Origin of the sequence: Porphyromonas sp. oral taxon 279 str. F0450 (assembly GCF_000292995.1) — a bacterium.
Lineage (GTDB): Bacteria > Bacteroidota > Bacteroidia > Bacteroidales > Porphyromonadaceae > Porphyromonas > Porphyromonas pasteri.
In genome coordinates, this window is the sequence record NZ_ALKJ01000021.1 from 1 (window position 1) to 23,352 (window position 23,352).

Annotated in this window: 18 protein-coding genes, 5 tRNA genes and 1 pseudogene; 15 read left to right on the top strand and 9 right to left on the bottom strand. The window is 57.4% G+C overall.

Features of this window, described 5'->3' with window-relative positions:
• Both HMPREF1323_RS05925 and HMPREF1323_RS05930 read right to left on the bottom strand, forming a co-directional pair.
• Positions 1 to 338, bottom strand: a pseudogene (locus tag HMPREF1323_RS05925) (GTPase HflX); the annotation flags it as partial.
• A gap of 464 nt (positions 339 to 802) precedes the next feature.
• Entirely contained in the window at positions 803 to 1,291 is a 489-nt protein-coding gene (locus HMPREF1323_RS05930) for a hypothetical protein (protein ID WP_009433269.1), read from the bottom strand.
• A gap of 232 nt (positions 1,292 to 1,523) precedes the next feature.
• Between HMPREF1323_RS05930 and HMPREF1323_RS05935 the strand changes: the two genes are divergently transcribed.
• From HMPREF1323_RS05935 to HMPREF1323_RS05980, 10 genes are all read left to right on the top strand, one after another.
• A complete protein-coding gene (locus tag HMPREF1323_RS05935) occupies positions 1,524 to 2,657 on the top strand; it encodes an OmpA family protein (RefSeq protein WP_009433292.1) in 1,134 nt (377 codons plus the stop codon).
• Positions 2,658 to 2,685: 28 nt separating this feature from the next.
• Positions 2,686 to 3,855 (top strand): OmpA family protein, encoded by a 1,170-nt coding sequence (locus tag HMPREF1323_RS05940; RefSeq protein WP_044124148.1) that lies wholly within the window; start codon positions 2,686 to 2,688, stop codon positions 3,853 to 3,855.
• A 233-nt stretch (positions 3,856 to 4,088) separates the two neighbouring features.
• A tRNA-Gln gene (locus HMPREF1323_RS05945) sits at positions 4,089 to 4,159 on the top strand.
• A 67-nt stretch (positions 4,160 to 4,226) separates the two neighbouring features.
• A tRNA-Asp gene (locus HMPREF1323_RS05950) sits at positions 4,227 to 4,303 on the top strand.
• Positions 4,304 to 4,369: 66 nt separating this feature from the next.
• Positions 4,370 to 4,444: transfer RNA gene (locus HMPREF1323_RS05955), tRNA-Pro, on the top strand.
• Positions 4,445 to 4,584: 140 nt separating this feature from the next.
• A complete protein-coding gene (locus HMPREF1323_RS05960; protein WP_044124149.1) occupies positions 4,585 to 6,258 on the top strand; it encodes a THUMP domain-containing class I SAM-dependent RNA methyltransferase in 1,674 nt (557 codons plus the stop codon).
• An 88-nt stretch (positions 6,259 to 6,346) separates the two neighbouring features.
• Positions 6,347 to 6,429: transfer RNA gene (locus tag HMPREF1323_RS05965), tRNA-Leu, on the top strand.
• A 41-nt stretch (positions 6,430 to 6,470) separates the two neighbouring features.
• Positions 6,471 to 6,554: transfer RNA gene (locus HMPREF1323_RS05970), tRNA-Leu, on the top strand.
• 63 nt (positions 6,555 to 6,617) lie between these two features.
• Positions 6,618 to 7,454, top strand: a complete 837-nt coding sequence (gene ispE, locus HMPREF1323_RS05975) for a 4-(cytidine 5'-diphospho)-2-C-methyl-D-erythritol kinase (RefSeq protein ID WP_232203991.1) — start codon at positions 6,618 to 6,620, stop codon at positions 7,452 to 7,454.
• Between the two features lie 24 nt (positions 7,455 to 7,478).
• Positions 7,479 to 8,792, top strand: coding sequence for a cobyrinate a,c-diamide synthase (locus tag HMPREF1323_RS05980; RefSeq protein ID WP_009433288.1), 1,314 nt, complete (start codon positions 7,479 to 7,481; stop codon positions 8,790 to 8,792).
• Between the two features lie 19 nt (positions 8,793 to 8,811).
• On the opposite strand, the gene HMPREF1323_RS05985 is transcribed toward HMPREF1323_RS05980, so the two are convergent.
• Entirely contained in the window at positions 8,812 to 9,885 is a 1,074-nt protein-coding gene (locus HMPREF1323_RS05985) for an acyltransferase family protein (protein ID WP_009433239.1), read from the bottom strand.
• A 443-nt stretch (positions 9,886 to 10,328) separates the two neighbouring features.
• Between HMPREF1323_RS05985 and HMPREF1323_RS05990 the strand changes: the two genes are divergently transcribed.
• Positions 10,329 to 12,332, top strand: a complete 2,004-nt coding sequence (locus HMPREF1323_RS05990) for a DUF4954 family protein (protein ID WP_009433259.1) — start codon at positions 10,329 to 10,331, stop codon at positions 12,330 to 12,332.
• A gap of 111 nt (positions 12,333 to 12,443) precedes the next feature.
• Here the strand turns inward: HMPREF1323_RS05990 and HMPREF1323_RS05995 are convergent, their stop codons facing one another.
• From HMPREF1323_RS05995 to HMPREF1323_RS06020, 6 genes are read right to left on the bottom strand one after another with little or no spacing between them, the layout of a single operon-like run.
• Positions 12,444 to 13,754: a replication-associated recombination protein A gene (locus HMPREF1323_RS05995; RefSeq protein ID WP_009433297.1), complete on the bottom strand. Its 1,311-nt coding sequence runs from the start codon at positions 13,752 to 13,754 to the stop codon at positions 12,444 to 12,446.
• A 28-nt stretch (positions 13,755 to 13,782) separates the two neighbouring features.
• Positions 13,783 to 14,820: a glycosyltransferase family 2 protein gene (locus tag HMPREF1323_RS06000; RefSeq protein ID WP_009433267.1), complete on the bottom strand. Its 1,038-nt coding sequence runs from the start codon at positions 14,818 to 14,820 to the stop codon at positions 13,783 to 13,785.
• Between the two features lie 16 nt (positions 14,821 to 14,836).
• Positions 14,837 to 15,796, bottom strand: coding sequence for a lysophospholipid acyltransferase family protein (locus HMPREF1323_RS06005; RefSeq protein ID WP_009433291.1), 960 nt, complete (start codon positions 15,794 to 15,796; stop codon positions 14,837 to 14,839).
• Between the two features lie 13 nt (positions 15,797 to 15,809).
• Complete coding sequence (mtaB, locus tag HMPREF1323_RS06010) at positions 15,810 to 17,120, bottom strand: tRNA (N(6)-L-threonylcarbamoyladenosine(37)-C(2))-methylthiotransferase MtaB (protein ID WP_009433268.1); 1,311 nt, start codon at positions 17,118 to 17,120, stop codon at positions 15,810 to 15,812.
• A complete protein-coding gene (locus HMPREF1323_RS06015; RefSeq protein WP_009433244.1) occupies positions 17,117 to 17,524 on the bottom strand; it encodes a hypothetical protein in 408 nt (135 codons plus the stop codon). Before HMPREF1323_RS06015 ends, mtaB begins: the two co-directional genes overlap by 4 nt.
• Before the next feature lie 28 nt (positions 17,525 to 17,552).
• On the bottom strand, positions 17,553 to 17,930 hold the full coding sequence (locus tag HMPREF1323_RS06020; RefSeq protein WP_232203992.1) for a DUF3276 family protein: 378 nt from the start codon (positions 17,928 to 17,930) through the stop codon (positions 17,553 to 17,555).
• A 427-nt stretch (positions 17,931 to 18,357) separates the two neighbouring features.
• Here HMPREF1323_RS06020 and HMPREF1323_RS06025 point away from each other — a divergent pair, with 427 nt between their 5' ends.
• The 4 genes from HMPREF1323_RS06025 (at position 18,358) to HMPREF1323_RS06040 (ending at position 23,283) form a co-directional block, all read left to right on the top strand.
• Entirely contained in the window at positions 18,358 to 20,220 is a 1,863-nt protein-coding gene (locus HMPREF1323_RS06025; protein WP_009433289.1) for an RNA-binding domain-containing protein, read from the top strand.
• Between the two features lie 62 nt (positions 20,221 to 20,282).
• Positions 20,283 to 22,106, top strand: a complete 1,824-nt coding sequence (locus tag HMPREF1323_RS06030) for an AMP-dependent synthetase/ligase (protein WP_009433294.1) — start codon at positions 20,283 to 20,285, stop codon at positions 22,104 to 22,106.
• A 48-nt stretch (positions 22,107 to 22,154) separates the two neighbouring features.
• Positions 22,155 to 22,601, top strand: a complete 447-nt coding sequence (locus HMPREF1323_RS06035; RefSeq protein ID WP_009433257.1) for a DUF4494 domain-containing protein — start codon at positions 22,155 to 22,157, stop codon at positions 22,599 to 22,601.
• A complete protein-coding gene (locus HMPREF1323_RS06040; RefSeq protein WP_009433276.1) occupies positions 22,582 to 23,283 on the top strand; it encodes a YggS family pyridoxal phosphate-dependent enzyme in 702 nt (233 codons plus the stop codon). Before HMPREF1323_RS06035 ends, HMPREF1323_RS06040 begins: the two co-directional genes overlap by 20 nt.
• The last annotated feature ends 69 nt before the right edge of the window (positions 23,284 to 23,352 follow it).

A 23,352-nucleotide genomic window follows, 5' to 3' on the forward strand; every position in this document is an offset into this window, starting at 1 on the left:
ATGAGGCTCGTGCGGTCAAGGATCTTGACCTTCAGAGCCTGCTCAATGTTGCGAAGCTGCTTGGGGCTGAGCTCGTCGTCGAAGATCACGATACCGATCTCATTCTCCTCGACGAAGAGGCGGATTTCCTCCAGCTTACCCTTACCGACGAAGGTGACGGAGTGGGGCTGATCAAGGCGCTGGGTGAAGCGACGTACGGCTCGCACACCAGCTGTGGAGGAGAGGAAGTCCAGCTCGTCGAGATATTCGCGGGCCTGCTCCTCGTTTTGGTTCTTAGTGATGAGCCCGACGAGGACGGCTTCCTCGCTCTTGGCTTCAGTGATGATAAACTCTCTCATAATCTAGACAAAAATACGATAATATATAAGGAGTCCGCCCAGCGCACTGTCGCCGTGCCCGAAAGCTCGGTGCTGGGCGCTCTACGACCACTCGCTCTTCACTCCCGCCCTTATGCGGGTGACACCTCGCGAAGCGTGTGCGCTTCCCTCCAAGAGAAAGATCCTTCTCCAGCGTAAGAAAAAGGGTTGTCTGAGCCGAGAAAAACGTGCCAAATCATTGGAAATAGTTTGATCCACGTACCTGGTCTTATCATCTACGTACGTAGTCCATAGGATCATCGTGTGTAGACCTTAGAACCACGTACGTAGACAAAGAAATAGCTCGCTTGTTTCGGAGGAATAGCGCTATAGCTCGGGTGCTTTTGCACCGGTTCTTCGAGCGAATGCTTGTAGTGAAACGGACAGCGCCCGCACCGAGTCGATGGCTCGGTGCGGGCGCTGTGATAGGGTAGAGTGGGAGATGCTTACTTCTTCGACTTGAGGTGAGCGGTGAAGCGCTTAGCGTTGTCCGTGGGGTTGAAGGTCATCGTGCCAGCCTGGATATCGACGGCAGCGTCGGCCTCGAGGCGGTTGATGATGGTCTCGACCTCGGTGCCCTTGATGCTCTGCCCTACGTGAGAGGAGTAGGTAGGGCGGTTGAGGTGGACGACGCCATTGCGGTAGACGTAGCTGGTAGACATCGTAGCCGAGAGCTCACGCTTCTTGGTCTGAGAGCCCCCATCCTGGATGTTCTGGGTGAACTCACCATAGCCGACCTCGATGGAGGCTTGACCCTTGCGGATGAAGGAGATGGTGACGTCGATCGTCGTCGTGGTGCCACCCGAGGTGGTCGTGAGGTTGGGGATGGTCCAGACCGTGCTGGTGAGGGCATCCGTTTCGGGCTCTGAGGAGCAAGCCGAGAGGCCGAGAATCGCCCCGAAGGCGAGGAGTAAAAGAGTGGTGAATCGCTTCATCTGTGGTTTACTATTATATATTGTCTGTGGTCACAAAGATAGGGCGCAGCAAGCGAACGCCCGATTGACTACTCTTCTAACGCTTGATTATAAGGTAATTGCATATAGTGGGCGATAGTGTGAATTGTAAAAAAGAAGAGCGCGTGATCAGCACGAGTACCACGATAGAGAAAATCGGTTAACTTTGTATCGTCCCTATATATGCTAACTCGCTTAATAGTATAGTTAAATTATGAATCTCAAGTACTCGCTGCTGGTCTTAGCAGGGATCTCTTCCCTGGCCGCACAGGCTCAGACCTCGCAGCCCACAACGATCGAAGCTCCCGCTCACCGTGTAGCTTTCGCTCACGAGCCCGGAGCTAACTACTTCATCTCGCTCGCCGGTGGTGTAGGCGCTATGTTCCTCGAAGGAAACAACACGCCCAAGTTCACCGATCGCCTCTCTTGGACGGCAGCCCTCTCTCTCGGTAAGTGGCACAACCCTTACTATGCTACCCGTCTGAAGGTCGTCGGTGGTGAATCTTACACCTACAGCAAGCTCAACTCTGCGCTTCGCAACGACAACTACTTCGTCGGTGGTCACTACGACTTCATGTTCGATGTAGTGAACTTCTTCTCTACCTACAACCCCAACCGTGTATTCCACATCATTCCTTACGTAGGGGTAGGCTATGAGTACAAGTTCAACCACACGGTAGCCGGTCTGCCCAACACGCACGCTGCTACGGCTAACGGTGGTCTCCAGCTGTCCTTCCACGTCGCTCCCCGCGTCAACATCTTTGTCGAGGGTGAAGCTACGTACAACGGCTTCCACATCCGTAAGTCTTACGCTCCTGACTTCTCCAACGCACTCCGTCTGTCTGCTGTCGCGGGTCTGACCTTCAACGTAGGTCGTCAGGGCTTCGCTCCTGTTGAGCCCCTCGATCAGGCTTACATCGATGGTCTGCAGTCTCAGATCAACGCCCTGCGTGCTGAGAACGCTGAGCTCGCTAAGCGCCCCGAGCACTGCCCCGATGTAGAGGCTGTAGCTCCCGCTGCTAATGATCGCTTCGTAGCTGATAAGTCTATCCTCTTCGCACAGGGTAAGTCTGCTGTCAGCAACGACCAGCTCATCACCGTCTTCGACGCTGCTGAATTCGTCAACAAGGGCGAAGGTGAACTCGTCGTCACGGGTTATGTAGCTAAGAACGAAAGCCGCTTCGCAGGCCTCGCCGAAAAGCGTGCTAAGGCTGTCGCTACCCTCCTGACGGAGAAGTATGGCGTATCAGCTGATAAGATCACCGTCGAATGGAAGGAAGCTGGTGAAGCTCCTTATAGCGCTGACCAGCAGGGCTGGAACCGCGTTGTGATCATTCGCTCTAAGTAATCACCTCAAGTCAAGACATTCAATTCTAATGAAGACGAAAATAATGACGCTTGCACTCTGCGCTCTTGCAGCGACGAGTGCCCTGCAGGCCCAGGAGCCCGCTCAGCAGCCTTCGCACAAGACTGCCTTCGTCAAGGATGGTAAGGCACACTGGTTCCTCGAACTCGGGGACGCTGCTACCCTCAGCCTCGGCGGTTACAACTACGACGTCAAGTTCGGCGATCGCGTTAGCTTCATCAACCCTAACCTCGCTATCGGTCGCTGGGTAACTCCCGCCTTCGGGATGCGCCTCCAGCTCCAGGGTGGTAAGCTCTACGACTATATCTCGAACCCCGCTATGGGGGCACCATACCTCCGTACGGACGTCATCTACGGCTCCGCTCAGTATGACTTTATGTTCGACGTCATCAATTACTTCGCTCCTTACAAGGAAGATCGCTTCTTCCACCTCATTCCCTTCGTAGGGGTTGGTGTGGGTTACAAGCATCAGACGGAAGTACTTGGTGTCAAGGATAACAGCCACCGCTTCGGTCCTCAGGCTGACGCTGGTCTTCAGCTGAAGTTCCGCCTCGCTCGCTTCGTAGACTTTAACCTCGAAGGTAAGGTCACGGCTACCGACCTGCGTCTCCCCTCTGCGGGTGAAGCTCGTGTAGCTGGTACGGCAAGCGAAGGCTTCAGCAACGCCAGCTTCATCGCTCAGGCTGGTGCTTCGCTCACCTTCCACCTCGGTCGCAAGGAATTCGAAGCTATCACGCCTAACGATCCTGCGCTCATCGCTGACCTCAACGGCCAGATCAACGCTCTCCGTGCTGAGAACGCTGAGCTCGCTAAGCGCCCTGTCAACTGCCCTGACGTAGCTGTCCCCGTAGCTGACTCTAAGGTCATCGGTAACGTGATCTACTTCCGTATCAACAGCGCTGTCGTCGACAAGAACCAGATGGTCAACGTCTACAACATCGCCGAATACGCTAAGAGCAACACCGAGACGATCACGCTCGTTGGTTATGCTGACCGCCAGACTGGTAACCCTGCTTACAACCTCGCTCTCTCTAAGCGTCGTGCAGAAGCTGTCGCTGACATCCTCGTCAAGAAGTACGGCATCTCTCGCGATCGTCTGAAGATCGACTGGAAGGGTGACACGGTACAGCCTTACAACGAAAACGTTTGGAACCGTATCGTCCTCATGAGCGCTGAGTAATCCTCGCTCATAGCTCCCTAAGGTGAGCCCTGTTGCTCACCACCCAACGCCCGCCCTCGGCTGACTACAGCGTCGCCGAGGGCGGGCTCTTTTATGTCGATCCGTGGGGGAGTGACCCTCTGGGGTGGGGGTGTCAGCAGTGTCTTCTTCACTGCCTGCTTGCTTAGTTGGGGGCAATGTCTTATCTTTGCACCGCATTCTCCACCCCTGCTGGGGTGGGCGAGTGATTAGGCTGTCTCGTGGTGTAATGGTAGCACAACAGGTTTTGGTTCTGTTTGTCAAGGTTCGAATCCTTGCGAGACAACAAGCCTCTTGGTAGTGTGATGAGAAATATGTATCTTTGCACCATCAAAAGGCAAACGGCCAAGTACGGTGTGGTAGTTCAGCTGGTTAGAATACCTGCCTGTCACGCAGGGGGTCGCGGGTTCGAGTCCCGTCCATACCGCCAGAAGGAGCTGTGTCCCCTTCTCCACGAGGAGGAGTGAGCACAGCTTCTCTTCCGAAAAGCCTAGCTCGGGATGTAGCGCAGTCCGGTTAGCGCACCTGCTTTGGGAGCAGGGGGTCCCAGGTTCGAATCCTGGTATCCCGACACAAGTAAGGAGGTCTGATGTAGAGCACTACGTCAGACCTCCTTCGTTTATATCATCTCCAGAGGGGGTGGGCTTCAGCGCCGATGTCGTACCTTTACGCTGTGAGGCCGTCGCCTCCATCCCTCTCTCCAATAGACTAATGAAGCAAGAATCACGTATGATCGCCAAGACACTGCAGGCCCTGGAGCCCGTCTTGGCACAAGAACTCGAGGCCCTCGGGGCTACCGATATCGAGCAGGGGCGCCGTATGGTCTCCTTCACTGGGGACAAGAAGGTGCTCTACCGTGCGAACTATCGTCTGCGCACGGCCCTGCGCATCCTCCTGCCTATCGCCTCCTTCCGCGCCAATGACCCCGATGAGCTCTATCGTCAGCTCAAGCGTCTGGACTGGAGCGAGTGGATGCAGGCTGGCGACACCTTTGCCTTCGACACCGTCGTCTACTCAGAGACCTTCACCCACAGCAAGTACGTCGGCTACCGCGCTAAGGATGCCCTCGTCGACTTCTTCACCGAGCGTGGGGAGAAGCGCCCCATGGTGCGTCTGGACAATCCCGACCGCCTCTTCCATATCCATATCTCGCACGACGAGGTGACGCTGGCACTCGATAGCTCGGGTGAGAGCCTGCACAAGCGTGGCTGGAGAGCAGCGCAGACGGAGGCTCCGCTGAATGAAGTCCTCGCCGCTGGTATCCTGCTTCTGGCTGGCTGGCAGGGTGAGACGGACTTCATCGATCCCATGTGTGGCTCGGGGACGCTCCTCATCGAGGCAGCCCTCATCGCCCGTGGTATCGCCCCAGGCTCCTTCCGTAAGAGCTTCGCCTTCCAGCGTTGGGCGGACTATGATCCCGCCCTCTTCGCTGATGTAGAGGCCGAGTGCCGTGAGCTGAAGCCTTTCGAGCACCATATCTATGGCTCGGATAGCTCCATCGAGGCGGTGAAGGTGGCACGTCACAACGTCCGCACGGCAGGCCTTGCCGACCTCATCACCGTCAGCCATCGTGCTATGCAGGATTGCCCCGCTCCCGAGGCTCCCGCCCTCATCGTCACGAACCCGCCCTACGGCGAGCGTCTGCGTCTGCGCGATGGCGAGGAGCTCTACCGCATGATCGGCGAGCGCCTCAAGCACAACTATGCCGGATCGACGGCTTGGATCTTGGCCTACAAGCTCGAGCACTTCGATAAGATCGGTCTGCGCCACAGCGACCGCATCAAGATGCTCAACGGCTCGCTGGAGTGTGAGCTGCGCGCCTACACCCTCTTCGCTGGCAAGCGTGAGGACTTCAAGCGTGCTGGTGGCGAAGGCGAAGAGGAGCGTGCTCCTCGTGCTCCACGTCCCGAGCGTGAGCGTGGCCCTCGCTCCGAGAAGCCCCGTCGCTTTGACCGTCCCCGCCGTGAAGACCGCCGCGAAGGAGACCGTCGTGATGGCGATCGTCCGAGCTTCTCAGACCGTCCCCGTCGTGAAGATCGCCGTGAAGGAGGCCGTCGTGATGGTGATCGCCCCAGCTTCTCAGACCGTCCCCGTCGCGAAGATCGCCGCGAAGGAGGCCGTCGCGAGGGTGATCGTCCCAGCTTCTCAGACCGTCCCCGTCGTGAAGATCGCCGTGAAGGAGGCCGTCGTGATGGTGATCGTCCGAGCTTCTCAGACCGTCCCCGTCGTGAAGATCGCCGCAAAGGAGGCAGTCCCTCGAAAAAAAATGAAGGGGGATTGTGGCCTAATGATCGCTTCCGCTACCGCGATGAAGAGGGACGTGAACGTATTAGGAATAAGCGCTCTAAGCATATCCAGACCTTCTCTGGAGGTGGCGATGAGTAGCCACTGATAGCGGAGTTTACAGCCGTCACTTGGACCTGGTATTTGGTAGTATCAAATTTTGTTGTACCTTTGCAGTGCAAACAGGTCAGCCCAGGTGGCGGAATTGGTAGACGCGCTCGTTTCAGGTGCGAGTGTTCAAAAGACGTGCAGGTTCGATTCCTGTCCTGGGCACAGCCTTGACGCACAGCGTCCTCAGTTTGCAAGCTTCAAATACGCGGGTGGTGAAATTGGTAGACACGCTACTTTGAGGGGGTAGTGCCGGTTACGGCGTGTGAGTTCAAATCTCATCCCGCGTACAAAGAAAGAGAGTGAGACTCCTCGAGAAGTAATTCTTGAGGAGTCTCTTCGTTTATGCATACATGCCGATACGTACTACGATGATCGTCTATCCTAATGCAAAGCTCAACCTTGGGCTCTTCGTCATGGGGCGTCGCTCCGATGGCTATCACCTACTGGAGACCGCCTTTCTCCCTATACCGCTATGCGACACGCTGGAGCTGGAGCTCTCTGATGCCGCTGAAGACGAGCTCATCGTCACGGGTGGGGTAGAGACGGGAGCCCTGCAGGACAACCTTGTCCTACGCGCCGTACGCGCCCTGCGTCAGCTGCACTCCTTCCCCTCAGTATGCCTCCGCCTTACCAAGCTGATCCCCTCGGGTGCGGGCATGGGTGGCGGATCAGCGGACGCTTCCTTCACCTTAACTGCTATCAATGAGCTGTGCTCGCTCGGTCTCTCTACCGAGGAGCTGGAGGCCATCGCCCTCACGCTCGGCGCCGACTGCCCCATCTTCGTGCGCAATCAGCCTGCCGTAGGGCGAGGCATCGGCGAAGTCCTTACTCCCCTTGCTCTCGATCTCAAGGGCTATCACCTCACCATCGTCAAGCCTCCCATCCATATCTCTACGGCAGAGGCCTTCCGTGGGCTTCTTCCGCTCAAGCCCGCAGAGACTCCCATTGAGGAGCTTGTGGCTCGCCCCGTAGCAGAGTGGCGCGACTGCCTCTTCAATGACTTCGAGCCAAGCCTCTTCCCTCATCATCCCGTCCTCTCGGAGATCAAGGACGAGCTCTATGCCTTGGGCGCAGACTTCGCTCTGATGACGGGCTCGGGTGCAGCGCTCTACGCTCTGTCGCGTCAGCCCCTCCAGCTTGACTCCCTCCGCCGTGCGGATTACTTCCTCTACGAGGGGAAGCTTTAACTACCCTTTACCAAGACCTTCCTTATGATTTCTACATCTATTCCCCAGCTCCTCGTGGCAGCTGGCTCGTCGGGCAGTGGCAAGACGACCTTCACGCTCGGCCTACTGCGTGCACTCAAGCGTCGTGGCCTCGCCGTGCAGAGCTTCAAGTGCGGCCCCGACTACATCGACCCGAAGTTCCACCAGCTCTCCAGCGGTCGCCCCTCTATCAATCTTGACCTTTTCATGATGAGCCCCGAGCATGTGCGTGCGGTCTATGCACGCCACACGCAGGAGGCTGATGCCGTCGTCCTCGAGGGGGTGATGGGGCTGTATGATGGCTATGTGCGTATGCATGGCTCGTCGGCTGAGGTCGCTAAGACCGTGGGTATCCCGACGGTGCTGCTCGTCGATGCACGCTCCTCCGCCTATTCCGTCGGGGCACTTCTCTACGGCTTCAAGCACTTCCGTCAGGATACGGAGGTCGTTGGGGTGGTCTTCAATCGCGTGGCCTCGGAGAATCACTACCGCTTCCTGCGTGAGGCTGCCGAAGATGCTGGGGTCATTCCCCTCGGCTATATCCCGAAGACGAAGCTCCTTGAAGTGCCATCGCGCCACCTTGGGCTCTCACTTCGCGAGCTGCAGGAGCTGGATGCGCTCCCCGAAGATGTGGCAGCGCTCATCGAGAAGCACGTCGATGTGGATCGCCTGCTTGAGGCTTGTATGCGCCCTCGCCCTGCCCTCCCTGCGGAGGAGGCCGTGCCTACGTCCGCCCCTGGGCGTAAGATCGCCGTTGCCTGTGACGAAGCATTCAACTTCATCTACGAGGAGAATATCCGTGCACTCGCTGCACAGGGCGAAGTGTCCTTCTTCTCTCCGCTCAAGGATGAGCTACTTCCCGAGTGCGACCTCCTCTACCTGCCTGGTGGCTATCCGGAGTTCTACCTCAGCGAGCTGGCTGCTGCCGAGCGCTCACGTAGCTCTATCGCTGCCTATGCCGCTGCTGGCGGGCGTGTCTTAGCCGAATGTGGGGGGATGATGTACCTCTGTCGTGCTATCCATGATGAGGAGGGGAAGGCCTACCCGATGTGTGGTGTACTGGATCAAGAGGCCACGATGGAGGGCATGCGTCTGCGCTTAGGCTACCGCAAGCTCCGTCTTGGGGGGCATGAATACCGTGGGCATGAGTTCCACTACTCGTCCATCGTACCTCAGGAGGTCGGCGAAGAGACGGTCGGCGAGCAGCTGACAGCGCGTGACGAAGTCGCTCCGACGCTCCTCTACCGCCGTGGCAATGTGCTGGCGGGCTATACCCACCTCTATTTCGCTGAGCAAGATCCCTTCGCGCTCTTCTCCTAATGAGCTTTGCCCTGCGACGCTATCGCCCTCCTGAGAGGATCGCGAGAGTGCGTGGGGCGATCTTCTTTATTACGGTGTAGCTGGCGAAGCTGAATGCCAAAGTAAGCACTCCGATGAGGAGGTAGCCCAAGACTGCGCCAGAGCCCTCTTCGCTGAGGAATGGTACGCGGAAGACGATACCACGAGCCCAGTTCACGAGAAGTACGGTGTGTGCGGCGTAGATGAAGAAGACGTATTTATTAAGGTTGCTTAGGCGCTGGATTACTTCAGGACTTCTGCGCCCAATATACTGCATCAAAAGGAGAGCTGATGCTGAACCTGTGAGGATATAGATATTGTGTACGACGATGTAGCCTGCCCATCCACTGAGTAGAGGTAGGGCAAAGACCGTCCCGATAGCAATGACTCCTGCAAGATACTTGACCCGCTGGATGACCTCCAGTGGGTCAATTTGTTTTGTGCCGAGCTGCCCGCCGAGCATGAAGCAGAAGAATGAAACCGTACCGAAGCCCGCGACTCCGCACTCCCATCCTATGAGGAAGAGGACGAGTAGGGGAAGGAGGATATAGCCTCTAGTCCAAGAAAGGAGCTGATAGAGGATGGGGCCCAAAGCGCAGAGCACCATCAGATCGCGGATATACCAGAGTGGGTAGACGATGACATCCCCCCAGTAATAGCTGAGGAACTGTATGAAGCTCGTGATATAGAAGGGGTCACTGGCTCCGACGCCCAATCGCAATCCCACCTGTGTCTTCGCAAGGAGTATGACGAGGTAGATACTATTCCACAATAGATAGGGTATGAGCAGGGTCTTCACGCGCTTCTTCAGCTCTACCGTCCAGATGGAGCGCTGACTCCAGTCCTTCTTATAGAAAGCATAATAGCCCGAGATGAAGAAGAACATCGGGACGGCTATGCGGGGAAGGCTATGTGACAGGAATTCGCTGACGTAGATGTAGAGCCAGTTCGGAGCACCCCATTGAGGTAGTGTTAGCTTGTCTGAAATGAGGTGAATGGCTACGACCATAATGATCAGTGGGAAGCGTAGCGCTGTGATGACTGCAGAGAAGCTGGACGTAGAGGGCTTACTCATAGGGAGCTCTTATGTGGGGATAAAGGGATTGTCTTGTGTGGCAAAAATAGCTATTTATCTCCTACTGTAGGGACTTATCTACATCTCTGCAAAGACAGTTGTCTCCCTAACGGCATTCGCTCTTTGGGGCGTTATCAAAGGGATTCAGGGTAGTCAGGCTTGATAGTACTATTGGTTTGTTTTCAAACCAATAGTTGTTCGGGGTGCGAACGAGTAGTGGTTCGCATAGGGAACGAATAGTCGATTGAAGACAAACCAATAGTCGTTCGTACCTGAAACCAGTAGTTGTTTGCGCATCCGACCTACCCAGCTTTGTCTACGAACCGCTACGGTACATCTGTAATATGCCTCGAGGATCATAATGCAGTATCTTGGGGTATGCTGGGGAGATGCTTGTATGAAAGTCTGTACATTTGTGGTGTACTTTTATAAATATAAAGGCAATGAGTACCGCACTTCATAAAGAATACCGCCCGCTGACGGCTGAAGAGATCAGCGTCCTGCGTGAGCACGCCAACTCCGCCGACGACTGGAGCCAGGTCTGGGTCAAGGAAGGCTTCGTCCCCCGCTACATCCTCAATACGCACTTCTCGGGCTGGGTACGCTTGGGGCTCTTCGAGAAGACCTTTGATCTACCTGGGGGTATCTCAAAGCACTCAGGACTCTACTACACCTACCTGCACAATGTCGAGGTCGGCGATAACTGCTGCATCGAGCACGTCAATAACTATATCGCCAACTACACCATCGGTGAAGAGTCCTTCATCAGCAATGTCGATACCATCCTCGTCGATGGCGAGACGACCTTTGGCAACGGCGTCGAGGTCTCTGTCCTCAATGAGACGGGCGGGCGTGAGGTGCTGAGCTACGACCAGCTCTCAGCGCACGAAGCCTACTTCATGGCGATCTACCGCCACCGCCCTGCGCTCATCTCGGAGCTACGTCACCTCATCTGGGGCTATATCGATGGCTTACGCTCCGCCCACGGCACGATCGGAGCCCATGCGCATATCACGGATGTGGGGAATATCACGAACGTGAAGATCGGCCCCTATGCCAGCATCGTCGGCACGCGCCGCCTCTACAACGGGAGTATCAATAGCGTAAAGGAAGCACCCGTCAGCTTGGGCTACAGCGTCATCTGTACGGACTTCATCATCTCCTCGGGCTCAAGTGTGCAGAGTGGCACGGCGCTCTCCCGCTGCTTCATCGGGCAGGCGTGTACGCTCGCTCACGGCTATTCTGCCTCGGACTCGCTCTTCTTCAGCAACTGCCACGAGGAGAATGGCGAGGCCTGTGCGATCTTCGCTGGGCCCTTCACCGTGACGCACCACAAGTCTACGCTACTTATCGCCAGCCAATTCTCCTTCATGAATGCTGGCTCGGGCTCGAATCAGAGCAACCACATGTACAAGCTCGGGCCCATCCATCAGGGCATCATGGAGCGCGGTGCGAAGACCTCGTCCGACTCCTACATCCTCTGGCCCGCGCGTATCGGTGCCTTCTCGCTTGTCATGGGGCGTCACACCACGCACCCCGACCTGTCGAACCTCCCCTTCTCCTACCTCATCGAGTCATGTGATACGACCTTCCTCATCCCTGGGGTCAACCTCAAGAGCGTGGGGACGATCCGCGATGCGCAGAAGTGGCCACGCCGTGATGCGCGCACCGACCCGCATCGCCTTGACCAGATCAACTACAACCTCTTGAGCCCCTATACCATCCAGAAGATGCTCAACGGGCGCATGATCCTCACCGAGCTAAGGCGTGTCGCTGGGGTGACCTCCGAGATCTACTCCTATCAGAGCGCGAAGATCAAGGCCTCCTCGCTCCGTAAGGGGATCCACTTCTACGAGCTGGCGATCCATAAGTTCCTCGGCAATTCGCTCATCAAGCGCCTCGAGGGCATAGACTGTACCTCTATCGAAGTCGTGCGCCAAGCCCTACAGCCCCGTACATCCATCGGGCACGGGGACTGGGTCGATCTCTCGGGCCTCATCGCTCCGAAGGCCGAGGTGCTGCGTATCATCGAGGACATCGAGATGCGCAGCATCGAGGCTATCAGCGAGCTACAGCAGCGCCTTGCCGACCTACACCTCCACTACTACGAGTACGAATGGACGTGGGCGTATGACAAGATCCAGGAGTTCTATGGTATTGATCTCACCGAAGTGACGGCAGAGCAGATCGCCGAACTCGTTGAGCGCTGGCGTAGCTCGGTCGTCGAGCTGGACCGCGAGCTCTATGCCGACGCGAAGAAGGAATTCTCCCTCTCGGCGATGACGGGCTTCGGTGCTGACGGCGATGAGCGTGTGCAGGCGCAGGACTTCGAGGAGGTCCGTGGCGACTTTGACAGCAATACCTATGTGAAGTCCATCCTCCAGCATATCGAGGAGAAGAGTGCCCTCGGCGAGGAGCTACTCGGTCGCCTCGCACCGCTGCGCTAAGGAGACGATACGACGACGCCCCGCAGAGCTTCGGCTACGGGGTGGGGAAAAGACACGGAGCGAATCATTGGGGGACAATGATTCGTTCCGTGTGCTTTTTGTAGTGGAGGCTTACTTCTCGGGCTCTGTCGGGGGCGTGAAGCGGCCTTGCCAGCGCGAGCGCTGACGCTCCATCATCTTCGCCTCGGCACCGTTGGACTCGTCCGACTGCCAGAAGCGCTCCCGCCCGATGCTCTCGGGGAGGTAGGCTTGCTGTACGAAGTGCCCTGGGTAGTCGTGCGAGTAGCGATAGCCTTCGCCATAGCCCAGGTCCTTCATCAGCTCCGTGGGAGCATTGCGCAGGTGGAGCGGTACGGGGAGGTTGCCCGTCTGCTTGACGAAGGAGAGGGCACGGTTGATCGCCATATAGGCGCTATTGCTCTTCTCGCTACAAGCTAAGTAGATGACCGTCTCGGCCAAGGGGATGCGCCCCTCGGGCCAGCCGATGCGCTCGAGGGTCTCGGCGCAGGAGGTGGCGAGAAGGAGGGCATTGGGGTTAGCAAGGCCAATGTCTTCGGCGGCGGAGATCATTAGTCGGCGCGCGATGAACGAAGGGTCTTCGCCGCCCTCGATGAGACGTGCGAGCCAATAGATAGCGGCGTCGGGATCGCTCCCTCGAATGCTCTTGATGAGTGCCGAAGCGATGTCGTAGTGGAGTTCTCCGCCCTTGTCGAAGGCCAAGGGATTCGTCTGTACGCGCTGACTGACCAGCTCGTCCGTGACCTGAAGTGGGTCGGAGGTCGTCGATAGGGCGACCAGCTCGAGGATATTCAGCGCACGGCGTGCGTCACCACCAGCGTAGCGTAGGAGTGCGGCGGTCTCGGTGAGCTCGAGGCGGCGCTGCGAGAGGAGCTCGTCGGTCGTGATGGCATGCTGCAGGAGGCCGATGATCTCCTCGCTGGAGAGGGGATTAAGCGTGTAGACCTGACAGCGGGAGAGGAGAGGGCGGATGACCTCGAAGCTGGGATTCTCCGTCGTGGCGCCGATGAGCGTGACGATACCTTGCTCCACAGCTGCCAGGAGGGAGTCCTGCTGGCTCTTGCTGAAGCGATGGATCTCATCGATGAAGAGGATGGGGCGTACCGACGAGCCGAAGATCCCACTCTGCTCACACTGGATGCGCTCCAGCACCTCGCGCACATCCTTGACGCCCGAGTGGACGGCACTCAGCGAGTAGAAGGCGGTATCGAGGCTGCGGGCGATGATCTCCGAGAGCGTCGTCTTACCCACTCCTGGAGGGCCCCAGAAGATCAGCGACGGGAGGCGCTGTTGCTCGATCATAGGGCGTAAGATACCCTGCGGCCCGACGAGGTGAGACTGGCCGAAGTAGTGCTCGAGGCTCGTCGGGCGCATGCGCTCGGCCAGCGGCTTGAGGGAGGTCATAGGCGGGAGTGGGCTGGTAGGCGGGGGATTATTGAGGGAGGTCGCTGTAGCGTCGGCGTCCACGAAGGTAGTACTGCACGAGGAGGCTGTAGGGCTTCATCAGGCTCGTGGGGAGCGGACGGACGGTCTTAGCGATATTCTCCCTGCGCACCTCTTCGTAGCGCAGGCGCTTGATCATGAAGCAGCGCCAGCCCTCGAGGACGGCGTAGCAGTGGCGGGGCTTGAGCTGAAGAAGGTAGACGAAGGCGGCGAAGACGTCAAGGAAGAAGCGGCAGAGCAGCACACGGTGCAGGCGGGGTGCGGGGAGGTTCTTGTAGATCATCAGGAGATTGTTCCTGAAGTTCAGGAAGACCTTCCTCGGGCTCTCTGCCGAGAGGCTGGCACCACCGACGTGGTAGACGACTGAGGTGGGAGCGAAGGTGATGCGATGCCCGCGGGCATTGAGTCGCCAGCATAGGTCGATCTCCTCCTGATGGGCGAAGAAGATCGTATCCAGCCCGCCGACCTCGAGATAGACGTCACGGCGGATGATGAGGCAGGCGCCCGATGCCCAGAAGAGATCCGTGGGGTTAGCGTACTGCCCGTGGTCCTCCTCGAGCGTGCCGAAGAGACGGCCACGGCAGAAGGGATAGCCCAGTGAGTCGATGAAGCCACCAGCAGCACCGGCGTACTCGAAGCTCTTCGGGTCGCACTGTGCACGGATCGTAGGCTGGACGGCAGCGATCGTGGGGTCGGAGTCGAGGAGGCGGAGGGGCTCATCGAGCCAGCCTCGGCTGAGCTCGACGTCGCTATTGAGCAGGACGACCGTCTTGTAGTCCAGCTCGGCGATGGCCTTGTTGTAGCCCGCTGCGAAGCCGTGGTTCTCGGTAAAGAGGTGGAGGCGCACCTCGGGATAATGCTCGCGGACGAAGGCCACGGAGTCGTCCGCCGAGCCATTGTCTACGATGATGAGGTCTGCGCCTGCGGGGGTGTGTTGCACCCAAGAGGGGAGGAAAGTCTCCAGGAGGCTACGGCCATTCCAGTTGAGGACGAGGACGGCCACCTCGGCGTGTGTGGTAGGATGCATAGCGTGTGTAGTATAGTTAGTTGTCTTGCTCAGAGTCAAGGAGTGCTTGGAGTCGGGCACTGCGCACGGCCTCGGGGTAGTTCTCGAGTGGGCGCTTCCAGCGCTTATGCGACCAGAGCCAGGCTGCTGGGTCGCGCTGGATATTTGCTTCCAGCATGCGGGCATAGCGCTCGGTGACGGTATAGACGGGCAGGTCGCCCTCCGCTGGGTCGTAGATAGGCACGTAGCGCCCTACGAACTGGATGGGGCTCCTTCGCTCAATGTCGAAGTAGAAGACGGGCAGGCGGTACTTCTTCCCGAGGCGCTCGATGCCGTCGAGGATCGCTGTCGGCTGGTGGAGGAAGTCGGTGAAGTAGGTGGCGTGACCGATACCCGGGGCTTGGTCCGTGATCATCGCGACGAACCAGTGACGGCCGTCCTTGGCACGCACGTACTCGACGATGTGGCGCGCGATCTTGTCCTTGGCGACGAGGCGCGCACCGAAGCGCTGGCGTTGCTCGGCGAAGAGGCGATCAAGGGCCTTGCTCTTCAGCGGTCGGTAGACCTGATCCATACTGTAGCCGATGGTGGCGAGCTGGATCTGCCCCGTGGAGAAGAGCTCCCAGTTGCCGTAGTGCCCGAGGGCGACGAGCACGCAGTCATACTCCTTCGCTGCCTCCACGAGGGGGGAGAGGTCGGGCATGATGAAGTGCTCCTTGGTGAGCCGCTCGGGGCTCTGATGTAGGAGCTTCGGCGTGGAGAGGAAGTTGTAGGCGAACTGCAGGTAGAAGTCCCGCTCGATCTGTCGCAGCTCCTCGGTCGTCTTCTCGGGGAAGCTACGGGAGAGATTGCCTCGCACGACGGCACGGCGATAGCCTATGAGGCGCCCGATGAGGAAGGCGGTCGTATGGCACAGCGCGTGGATGACCACCCACGGTAGGCGTGCCAAGAGGCCGAAGAGTCCGCGAAGGAGGTAGTAGGTCAGCTGCTCAGTCATCTCTCGTACGTGCTCAATAGACGAAGGTCCCCGACTCGTCGAGGTGCTGTGGGGTGATACGTGTCGTCGTGCCGATAGCCGCCTCATCGTAGGGCTGCGCCACACGGATATAGTTCTCACTGTGCCCCATCATGCGGCCATCATAGTTGCCGTGCTCCCAGATGACCGTAAGCTCACGACCGAGGTTGGCGCGGTAGAAGTCCTGCAGACGCTCCTCGGAGAGGCGGGCTAGACGCTGACTGCGCTTGTGCTTGTCGCGGGGTGTGACGGCATGCTCTATGGAGAGGGCTGCCGTACCTTCACGCTCCGAATAGCTGAAGACGTGGAGCTGGGAGAAGGGTAGACCCTCGAGGAACTGATAGCACTCCTCGAAGTAGCGCTCCTCTTCGCCACGGGTGCCGACGATGACGTCCACACCGATGAAGGCATGGGGCATCAGCTCACGGATCAGCTCCACACGGGAGCGGAAGAGCGCTGTGTCGTAGCGGCGCTTCATCAGGCGGAGGACTTCGTCACTACCGCTCTGTAGGGGGATGTGGAAGTGGGGAGCGATACGCCGTGAGGTGGCCGAGTAGCGGATGATCTCTTCGCTGAGGAGGTTGGGCTCGATGGAGCCGATGCGGAAGCGCTCGATACCCTCGACCTTATCCAGTGCCTTGATGAGGGCGAAGAAGTCTTCACCTGGATGACCCTTGCCGAAGTCTCCGATATTGACGCCCGTCAGCACGATCTCGCGAGCACCTTCGCGGGCGATACGCTCGGCTTCGGCGACGATCTCGGCGATCGAGCCGCTACGGCTTCGCCCTCGGGCCTTGGGGATGGTGCAGTAGGTGCAGTGGTAGTCACAGCCGTCCTGCACCTTGAGGAAGTGGCGCGTGCGCTCGTCGGAGGATGAGCTGAGGCGGAAGGTGCGTATATCCTTCGTGCGCCCTCTCACGATGCTGGCACCCGCATCACGGGGGCGCTCCAGATTGAGGTAATCGGCGATGTCGAGCTTCTTCTCCGAGCCGATGACCAGATGGACGCCCTCGATGTCTGCGATCTCCTCGGGGCTGAGCTGGGCATAGCAGCCCGTCACGACGACGAAGGAGCCAGGATGCTCACGGGCAGCCTTGCGGATCATCGTGCGGCACTTCTTGTCCGCCAACTCCGTCACCGAGCAGGTGTTGATGACGCAGATGTCGGCTACTTCCCTCGGACGCACGCTCCGCACCCCTTGGGCAAGCAGCGAGCGCCCGATGGTCGACGTCTCGGCGAAGTTGAGCTTACAGCCGAGGGTGTAGTAGGCAGCTTTCTTGTCTTCAAAGACAGAGGTATCGGTCATCGCTTGGGTCGGAAGAGAAGGCGGAGATAGGGATAAGTGGAGAGCATGAGTGCGAGTCCCAGCCCCGTGTAGAAGCCCGTGACGAAGGAGTGAGGCACGAGGTTAAGGGTGCGCAGGGTGATGCCGAGGGTGATCATACCCGCCATGATGATCCACGAGGAGGGCGTGAAGCACTGGTACCAGCGCAGGGTACCTTCGGCTCGCTGTCCAAGGGCGGTGAGATTACGCTTCACGACACGGGGGAAGATGAAGCCGGCGAAGAAAGCTAAGCTCCCGATGAGCCAGAGGATGCTCACGAGGGTATTCGTTTCGCTGGGCCAGTTCACGAGGCCAATGCGCAGGACATTGACCCCAGCGATGAGCCAGAGTAGGGCAGCGAGCCCATAGAGCTGACGATGGGTCATCAGAGGTGGGTGACTGAAGGGTGTGGGATTAAGCTTCGTCGGTCCACTCGATATCGAAGGACTGGAGCTGGAGGTCTTCGTCGTGAAGTCCCTCGGTCGTGGCCTCTGTATGGTGAGCGTGCGTGGTGCCTGCCTCGGCGGCAGTGGGCTCATCGCCTGTGATGGCGGTGTCGGATACCTCGAGGATGGTCTGGCGCAGGGCCTCTGAGACCTTCGCGAAGTCCTCTTCGTAGATGAAGATACGGTGACGCTCGAGCTTACCTTCGCTCTCCTTGAGCTTGGTCTCTGAGAGCACGATGTACTTATTGCCCTTGCTGTCGAGCTTGGCGTCTATGTAATAGTATCTGGTCCCGGCCTTGAGCTTACGTGAGGCCAAAAGGGTTGATCCTCCCCAATCTTTATCCATACTCATAAGTGATCAATTCTTTTTTATACGCTACGAAGTTACGGAAATACCTCCATTGTCCTGCGGGTGGACTGCCCCGCCCCCGTAGGGGTGTTTGCTCCGAAGAGTGCGAGAGTAATTCGCCTCGACTATGGCGATACTCCCACAGCACCGCATCTATTCCTCTGTCCACGCACGTAGATTTATCGTCCACGCACCTGCATCCTATCATCCTCGTGCGTAGTCCTAATGTCTACGTACGTGGACGAAGAAAATCTCCTACTGCTCCGCACCTTTTTTCGCTGAGAATAGTCTCTCATTCTCTATTACTTCCGTATCTATACAGTAGTGGTAGTCACACCGCAGAAACGGAGGGCTCGTCGTATCTTTGTTGAGTGCAAGGGTACGTTTAAGGCGTATCTTTGTAGGTATCCCATAGTAGTTCAATATGACTTCAATCAGTATGACCAATCAATACAGCACAGAGGACCAAGTGGCTTACATCTATGAGCTACTTGGCATAGGTGAGTGTGAGGAGATTGAATTTAAGAGTGCAAAGGGAGGCTTTGCGAAGGAGATTTGGCCTACGTATTCGGCCTTTGCTAATACTCATGGAGGCGTCATCGTCCTTGGTGTCAAGGAGGAAAACGATGGCTTGCGCCTAAGTGGACTCACGCGAGAGGAGGCTGAGCAGTGTAAGGATAAGCTTTGGTCACAGGTGCGTAATAAGGAGGTGATCAGTCTTTGTCTGCTATCCAATGAGGATGTACAGATCATAGATGTGGATGGATCGTTTGTGTTGACTGTGAGGGTGCCTCAAGCAACTCGGATACAGCGACCCATTTATTGGAAGCGCATACCCGATGATGGGACCTACAGGCGCAATGCTACGGGGGACTTCCTCTGTACCCCAGCAGAGGTACGACGTATGATGGCCGATGCGGATTTATCCCGCCCTGCAGATGGTCGTATTCTTAAGGGATTTACATGGGAAGATATTGATCTCCCCTCTCTCGAGAAGTATCGGCGTCTCTTTATGACAGTCCATCCCGACCACCCTTGGGTGACAGAGGACAATGATGGACTAATGCGTAAACTGGGTGGCTATCGACGGGATCGAGAGAGTGGCGAAGAAGGATTCACCTTGGCTGGGCTTCTGATGTTTGGGAAGTTCGAGGCCATCAAGGATCCTGCCTGTGCGCCGAACTTTTTCCCCGATTATAAGGAAATTACTTCTGATAGTGACCGCTGGAGTGATTGTATTTATCCTAATGGCACATGGGAGGCCAACCTATTTCAGTTCTATCGTCGGGTGCTGCAGAAGCTTCAAGATTCGCTGCCCACCCCCTTTCGCTTAGAGGATGGTGTGCGCCGAGAGGGGACGCCAGCTCATGAAGCGCTTCGTGAAGCTATGGCCAATCTGTGTGTGCATGCGGACTACAGTGAGGAGGCTTCGCTTCTGGTCACCAAATATCCAGATAAGATCATCTTATCTAATCCAGGCGTGCTCCTCATCTCTCGCGAACAGTTCTTTAGGGGCGGGGAGAGTGTCTGTCGGAATACATCGCTCCAGCAGATGTTTATGATGATGGGGCAAGCCGAAAAGGCGGGTAGCGGTGTTGACAAGATCCTCAGAGGGTGGAAGGCTTCGCACTGGGGTAGACCCTATCCCAACGAACTCTTGCGCCCCAATAAAGTGGAGCTTGTGATGCCCTTAGAGTCATTGCTGGACCCTCGTATTCTTACCTCCTTGAAGGATCAGCTCGGTAGTCCTATTGATGAGCTTGATGAGAATGAACTGCTACTGCTTGCGACCGCTCAGAGTGAAGGCGTTATTAATCATGAGCGACTTAAAGAGTTGCTCCCGATGCATCCAGCAGATATCACAAAGGTTCTTCAGAAGCTTCGTCGAGATGGGCTACTGACAGTAGAAGGGCGCGGGAGAGGGTGTGTTTATCATCTTAATGATGGTGGTGAAGCAAGCGAGCAAATGATGCAAGCTGCGCCTTCAAATAATGCAAGCTTGGAAGAGCAAATGATGCAAGCTACGCCTTCAAACGATGCAAGCTCGGAAGAGCAAATGATGCAAGCTACCAAGCGTAAGCTCAGTGCACAGGAGACGGAGCGACTTGTTTGCTGCTTCTGCACCGAATGGCGGACAGCTCAAGAGATCGCTGACTACCTACATCGAACAAAGGATCATGTGAGAAATGTAATCCTTCCTCGTCTCCTCAAGCAAGGCGTGCTTGAGCAAAGGTTCTCTGTAAAACGGCATCCCAATCAGCAATATAGAGCGGGACGAGAAGAATAGGCTAAATTTGTAAGAGAATTAGCGGGGCATCCCACCCCGACCACACTTGTATAGACAGACCAATGACACCTCCATACCCTAAGTATCACCTGGCGGAGTTCCCCCACCAGTTCCGTGTACGCTACCCAGGCAAGACCCTTATGCGCTACTACAACAAGCATAATGAGCGCTGGGAGAAGCTCAATGGTGAGCAGGTCGCTAACCTCTGCCTCTCGGCAGCCAAGGGCTTGGCTTACCTGCAGATCCAGACGGGCGACCGTGTCGCGATCTATTCGCCCAACCGTGTGGGCTGTATCACTACCGAGCTGGGGATCTTCATGATGCGCGCTGTCTCGGTGCCCCTCTACGCGACGAGTACGCCCGATCAGGTGCAGTTCATCGTGGAGGATGCTGGCGTCGAGACGATGTTCGTCGGCGGTCAGTTCCAGTACAACAATGCCTATGAGGTGCAGCAGCGTGGCGGGTCACTTCGCCGCCTGATCATCTTCGACAACGAGGTGGTACTGGCCCCTGGGGACACGACCTCGATGTACTACGATGAGTTCGTGCGCCGTGGGGACTCCGTCACCTATGAGAACAAGGCGAACGTCACGGCAAGCCAAGCGCTGGCTACCGACCTGGCGGTCATCATCTATACCTCCGGTACGACGGGTAAGAGCAAGGGTGTGATGCTGCATCATAGCAACTTCATCGAGCAGCTCTATGCGCACCAGCTCAAGTACCCCTTCATCACGAATCGCGACGTCTCGATGTGCTTCCTCCCGCTGAACCACATCCTCGAGAAGGCGTGGAGCTACCTCTGCCTCAGCATGGGCTGTCAGGTGGCTGTCCTCAGCGACCCGAAGCGTATCCTCGAGGCACTGCCGATGGTGCGCCCCTCCATGATGGGCAATGTGCCCCGCTTCTGGGAGAAGGTATATATCGGTGTGCAGGACAAGATCAATCGCTCGCCTAAGCCCCTGCGCTATGTCCTTCGCCACGCTATCCAGGTGGGGGGTCGCTACTTCTTCGACTTCGTGAATGAGGGGAAGAAGGCGCCACTCTACCTCAAGCTCCTCTACAAGATCTACGATAAGACGCTCTTTGCGAAGGTGAAGAAGGCCATCGGTATCCAGCGTGGCCGCTTCTTCCCCACGGCAGGGGCTTCGGTCTCGCCCGAGATCCTTCGCTTCCTGCGCTCGATCAATGTGCCTATGTGTGTGGGCTATGGGCTGTCGGAGACGACGGCGACGGTGTCCTCCCAGCCTATGGTGGGCTTCGACCTCGAGTCAATCGGTACGATCATGCCCGCTCTCGAGGTGAAGATCGATCCCGAGACAAGTGAGATCCTCGTCAAGGGCCCGACGGTGACGACGGGGTACTACAACAATCCCGAGGCCAACGCTGAGGCGTTCACCGAAGACGGCTTCTTCCGCACGGGGGATGCTGGTCGTATGGAGAATGGCGTGCTCTACTTCACGGAGCGTATCAAGGACCTCTTTAAGACGGCCAACGGTAAGTACATCGCTCCGCAGATGCTCGAGGGCTTGCTCACGGTCGATCCGCTCTTCGAGCAGGTCGCTATCATCGCTGACGGGTATAAGTTCGTCAGTGCGCTCATCTACCCCAACTGGGAGGTGCTGCGCCGTGAGGCTGCCGAGCGAGGCGTTTCTCGTGACCTCAGCGAAGAGGAGCTCAGCAAGCAGCATGAGGTGCACCGCCTCGTGATGGCGCACGTAGAGGCTGCTCTCAGCTCCGTAGCGCAGTATGAGAAGGTGAAGAAATTCCACCTGATGACGACGCCCTTCACGCTGGAGAGCGGCGAGCTGACCAATACACTCAAGCTACGCCGTAAGGTCGTCGCTGAGCACTACGCCAGCGAGATCGCCCACATGTACGAGGAGTAGCCTCGACACCCTGATACAGAATATAAATACAAGAATTAGATACAGACGATGAACTATTGGTTCGAATGCAAAGTTTCCTACGAGCGCCAGGCCGACTCGATGGGTATGAAGAAGGTTTCCGAAAGCTACTTGGTAGATGCCCTCTCCTTCACAGAGGCAGAGAAGCGCATCATCAAGGAGGTTAGACCCTTCGTTTCAGTCGGTGAGCTGGAGGTGGTGAACATCCGCCGTGCTCGTATCGCTGAGCTCTTCCTCAACGATGAGGCCGAGGACGACCGCTACTTCCGTGCTAAGGTGAACTTCATCACCGTTGATGAGAAGAGTGGCTCAGAGAAGAAGACTTCCGCTACGATGATCGTCAAGTCCGATTCGCTGCCTAACGCTGTCACCGAGCTGAAGGCTCAGCTCGATAGCCAGATGGCCAGCTACGAGATCGCTGCAGTCACCGACACGCAGATCTTAGACGTCTTCCAGTATGAAGCCCCTGAGAGGTGAGGATATAGCTGAGCGCCTCGATAAGATACGCTCCACGCTGACGGGTGGGGCACGGCTGGTGGCCGTGTCGAAGTTCCACCCAGCGGAGTATATCGAGATGGCGCACGCTGCAGGCCAGCGCCTCTTCGGCGAGAGCCGTGTGCAGGAGCTGGTAGAGAAGTGGGAGGGCCTCCGTGAGCGCTATCCCGACCTCATCTGGCACTTCATCGGGCCGCTGCAGACGAACAAGGTGAAGTACATCGCTCCCTTCATCCATATGATCGAGAGCGTCACCTCTGAGCGTCTCCTTCTGGAGGTATGCCGTCAAGCCCAGCGTGTGGGGCGCACCATCCCCATCCTCCTCGAGGTGCATGTAGCCCGTGAGGAGACGAAGAGCGGCTTCTCCCCCGACGAGCTGCGTGAGCTCCTTGGGCGCATCGCTTCGAGCCCCGAGACCTATCGTGGCATCGCTCTCTATGGTCTGATGGCTATGGCGAGCAATGTCGATGATGAGGCTGTCATCAGTGGTGAGTTCGCCACGGTGCATCGTCTCTTCGACGAGATCCGCTCCTCGGGACTGCTCCTCCAGCCCGAGCTCTTCACCGAGCTCTCTATGGGTATGAGTGGAGACTATCCGCTGGCGCTCCGTGAGGGCGCTACCCTGGTGCGTGTCGGCTCCGCTATCTTCGGAGACCGCGCATAGTATATATCGAGGTGTCTTCGCCCCGCTGTCCAGCGTGGAGAGGACTCCTACCTCAATTTAGCAATCCAT

Coding starts and splice junctions, on each gene's coding strand:
- ispE (WP_232203991.1), top strand. CDS start 6,618: ATGCCGATACGTACTACGATGATCGTCTATCCTAATGCAAAGCTCAAC.
- mtaB (WP_009433268.1), bottom strand. CDS start 17,120: ATGACCGATACCTCTGTCTTTGAAGACAAGAAAGCTGCCTACTACACC.
- HMPREF1323_RS06020 (WP_232203992.1), bottom strand. CDS start 17,930: ATGGATAAAGATTGGGGAGGATCAACCCTTTTGGCCTCACGTAAGCTC.
- HMPREF1323_RS05995 (WP_009433297.1), bottom strand. CDS start 13,754: ATGACCTCCCTCAAGCCGCTGGCCGAGCGCATGCGCCCGACGAGCCTC.
- HMPREF1323_RS05935 (WP_009433292.1), top strand. CDS start 1,524: ATGAATCTCAAGTACTCGCTGCTGGTCTTAGCAGGGATCTCTTCCCTG.
- HMPREF1323_RS06025 (WP_009433289.1), top strand. CDS start 18,358: ATGACTTCAATCAGTATGACCAATCAATACAGCACAGAGGACCAAGTG.
- HMPREF1323_RS05930 (WP_009433269.1), bottom strand. CDS start 1,291: ATGAAGCGATTCACCACTCTTTTACTCCTCGCCTTCGGGGCGATTCTC.
- HMPREF1323_RS05985 (WP_009433239.1), bottom strand. CDS start 9,885: ATGAGTAAGCCCTCTACGTCCAGCTTCTCTGCAGTCATCACAGCGCTA.
- HMPREF1323_RS06000 (WP_009433267.1), bottom strand. CDS start 14,820: ATGCATCCTACCACACACGCCGAGGTGGCCGTCCTCGTCCTCAACTGG.
- HMPREF1323_RS06015 (WP_009433244.1), bottom strand. CDS start 17,524: ATGACCCATCGTCAGCTCTATGGGCTCGCTGCCCTACTCTGGCTCATC.
- HMPREF1323_RS05960 (WP_044124149.1), top strand. CDS start 4,585: ATGAAGCAAGAATCACGTATGATCGCCAAGACACTGCAGGCCCTGGAG.
- HMPREF1323_RS06005 (WP_009433291.1), bottom strand. CDS start 15,796: ATGACTGAGCAGCTGACCTACTACCTCCTTCGCGGACTCTTCGGCCTC.
- HMPREF1323_RS06035 (WP_009433257.1), top strand. CDS start 22,155: ATGAACTATTGGTTCGAATGCAAAGTTTCCTACGAGCGCCAGGCCGAC.
- HMPREF1323_RS05940 (WP_044124148.1), top strand. CDS start 2,686: ATGAAGACGAAAATAATGACGCTTGCACTCTGCGCTCTTGCAGCGACG.
- HMPREF1323_RS06030 (WP_009433294.1), top strand. CDS start 20,283: ATGACACCTCCATACCCTAAGTATCACCTGGCGGAGTTCCCCCACCAG.
- HMPREF1323_RS05990 (WP_009433259.1), top strand. CDS start 10,329: ATGAGTACCGCACTTCATAAAGAATACCGCCCGCTGACGGCTGAAGAG.
- HMPREF1323_RS05980 (WP_009433288.1), top strand. CDS start 7,479: ATGATTTCTACATCTATTCCCCAGCTCCTCGTGGCAGCTGGCTCGTCG.
- HMPREF1323_RS06040 (WP_009433276.1), top strand. CDS start 22,582: ATGAAGCCCCTGAGAGGTGAGGATATAGCTGAGCGCCTCGATAAGATA.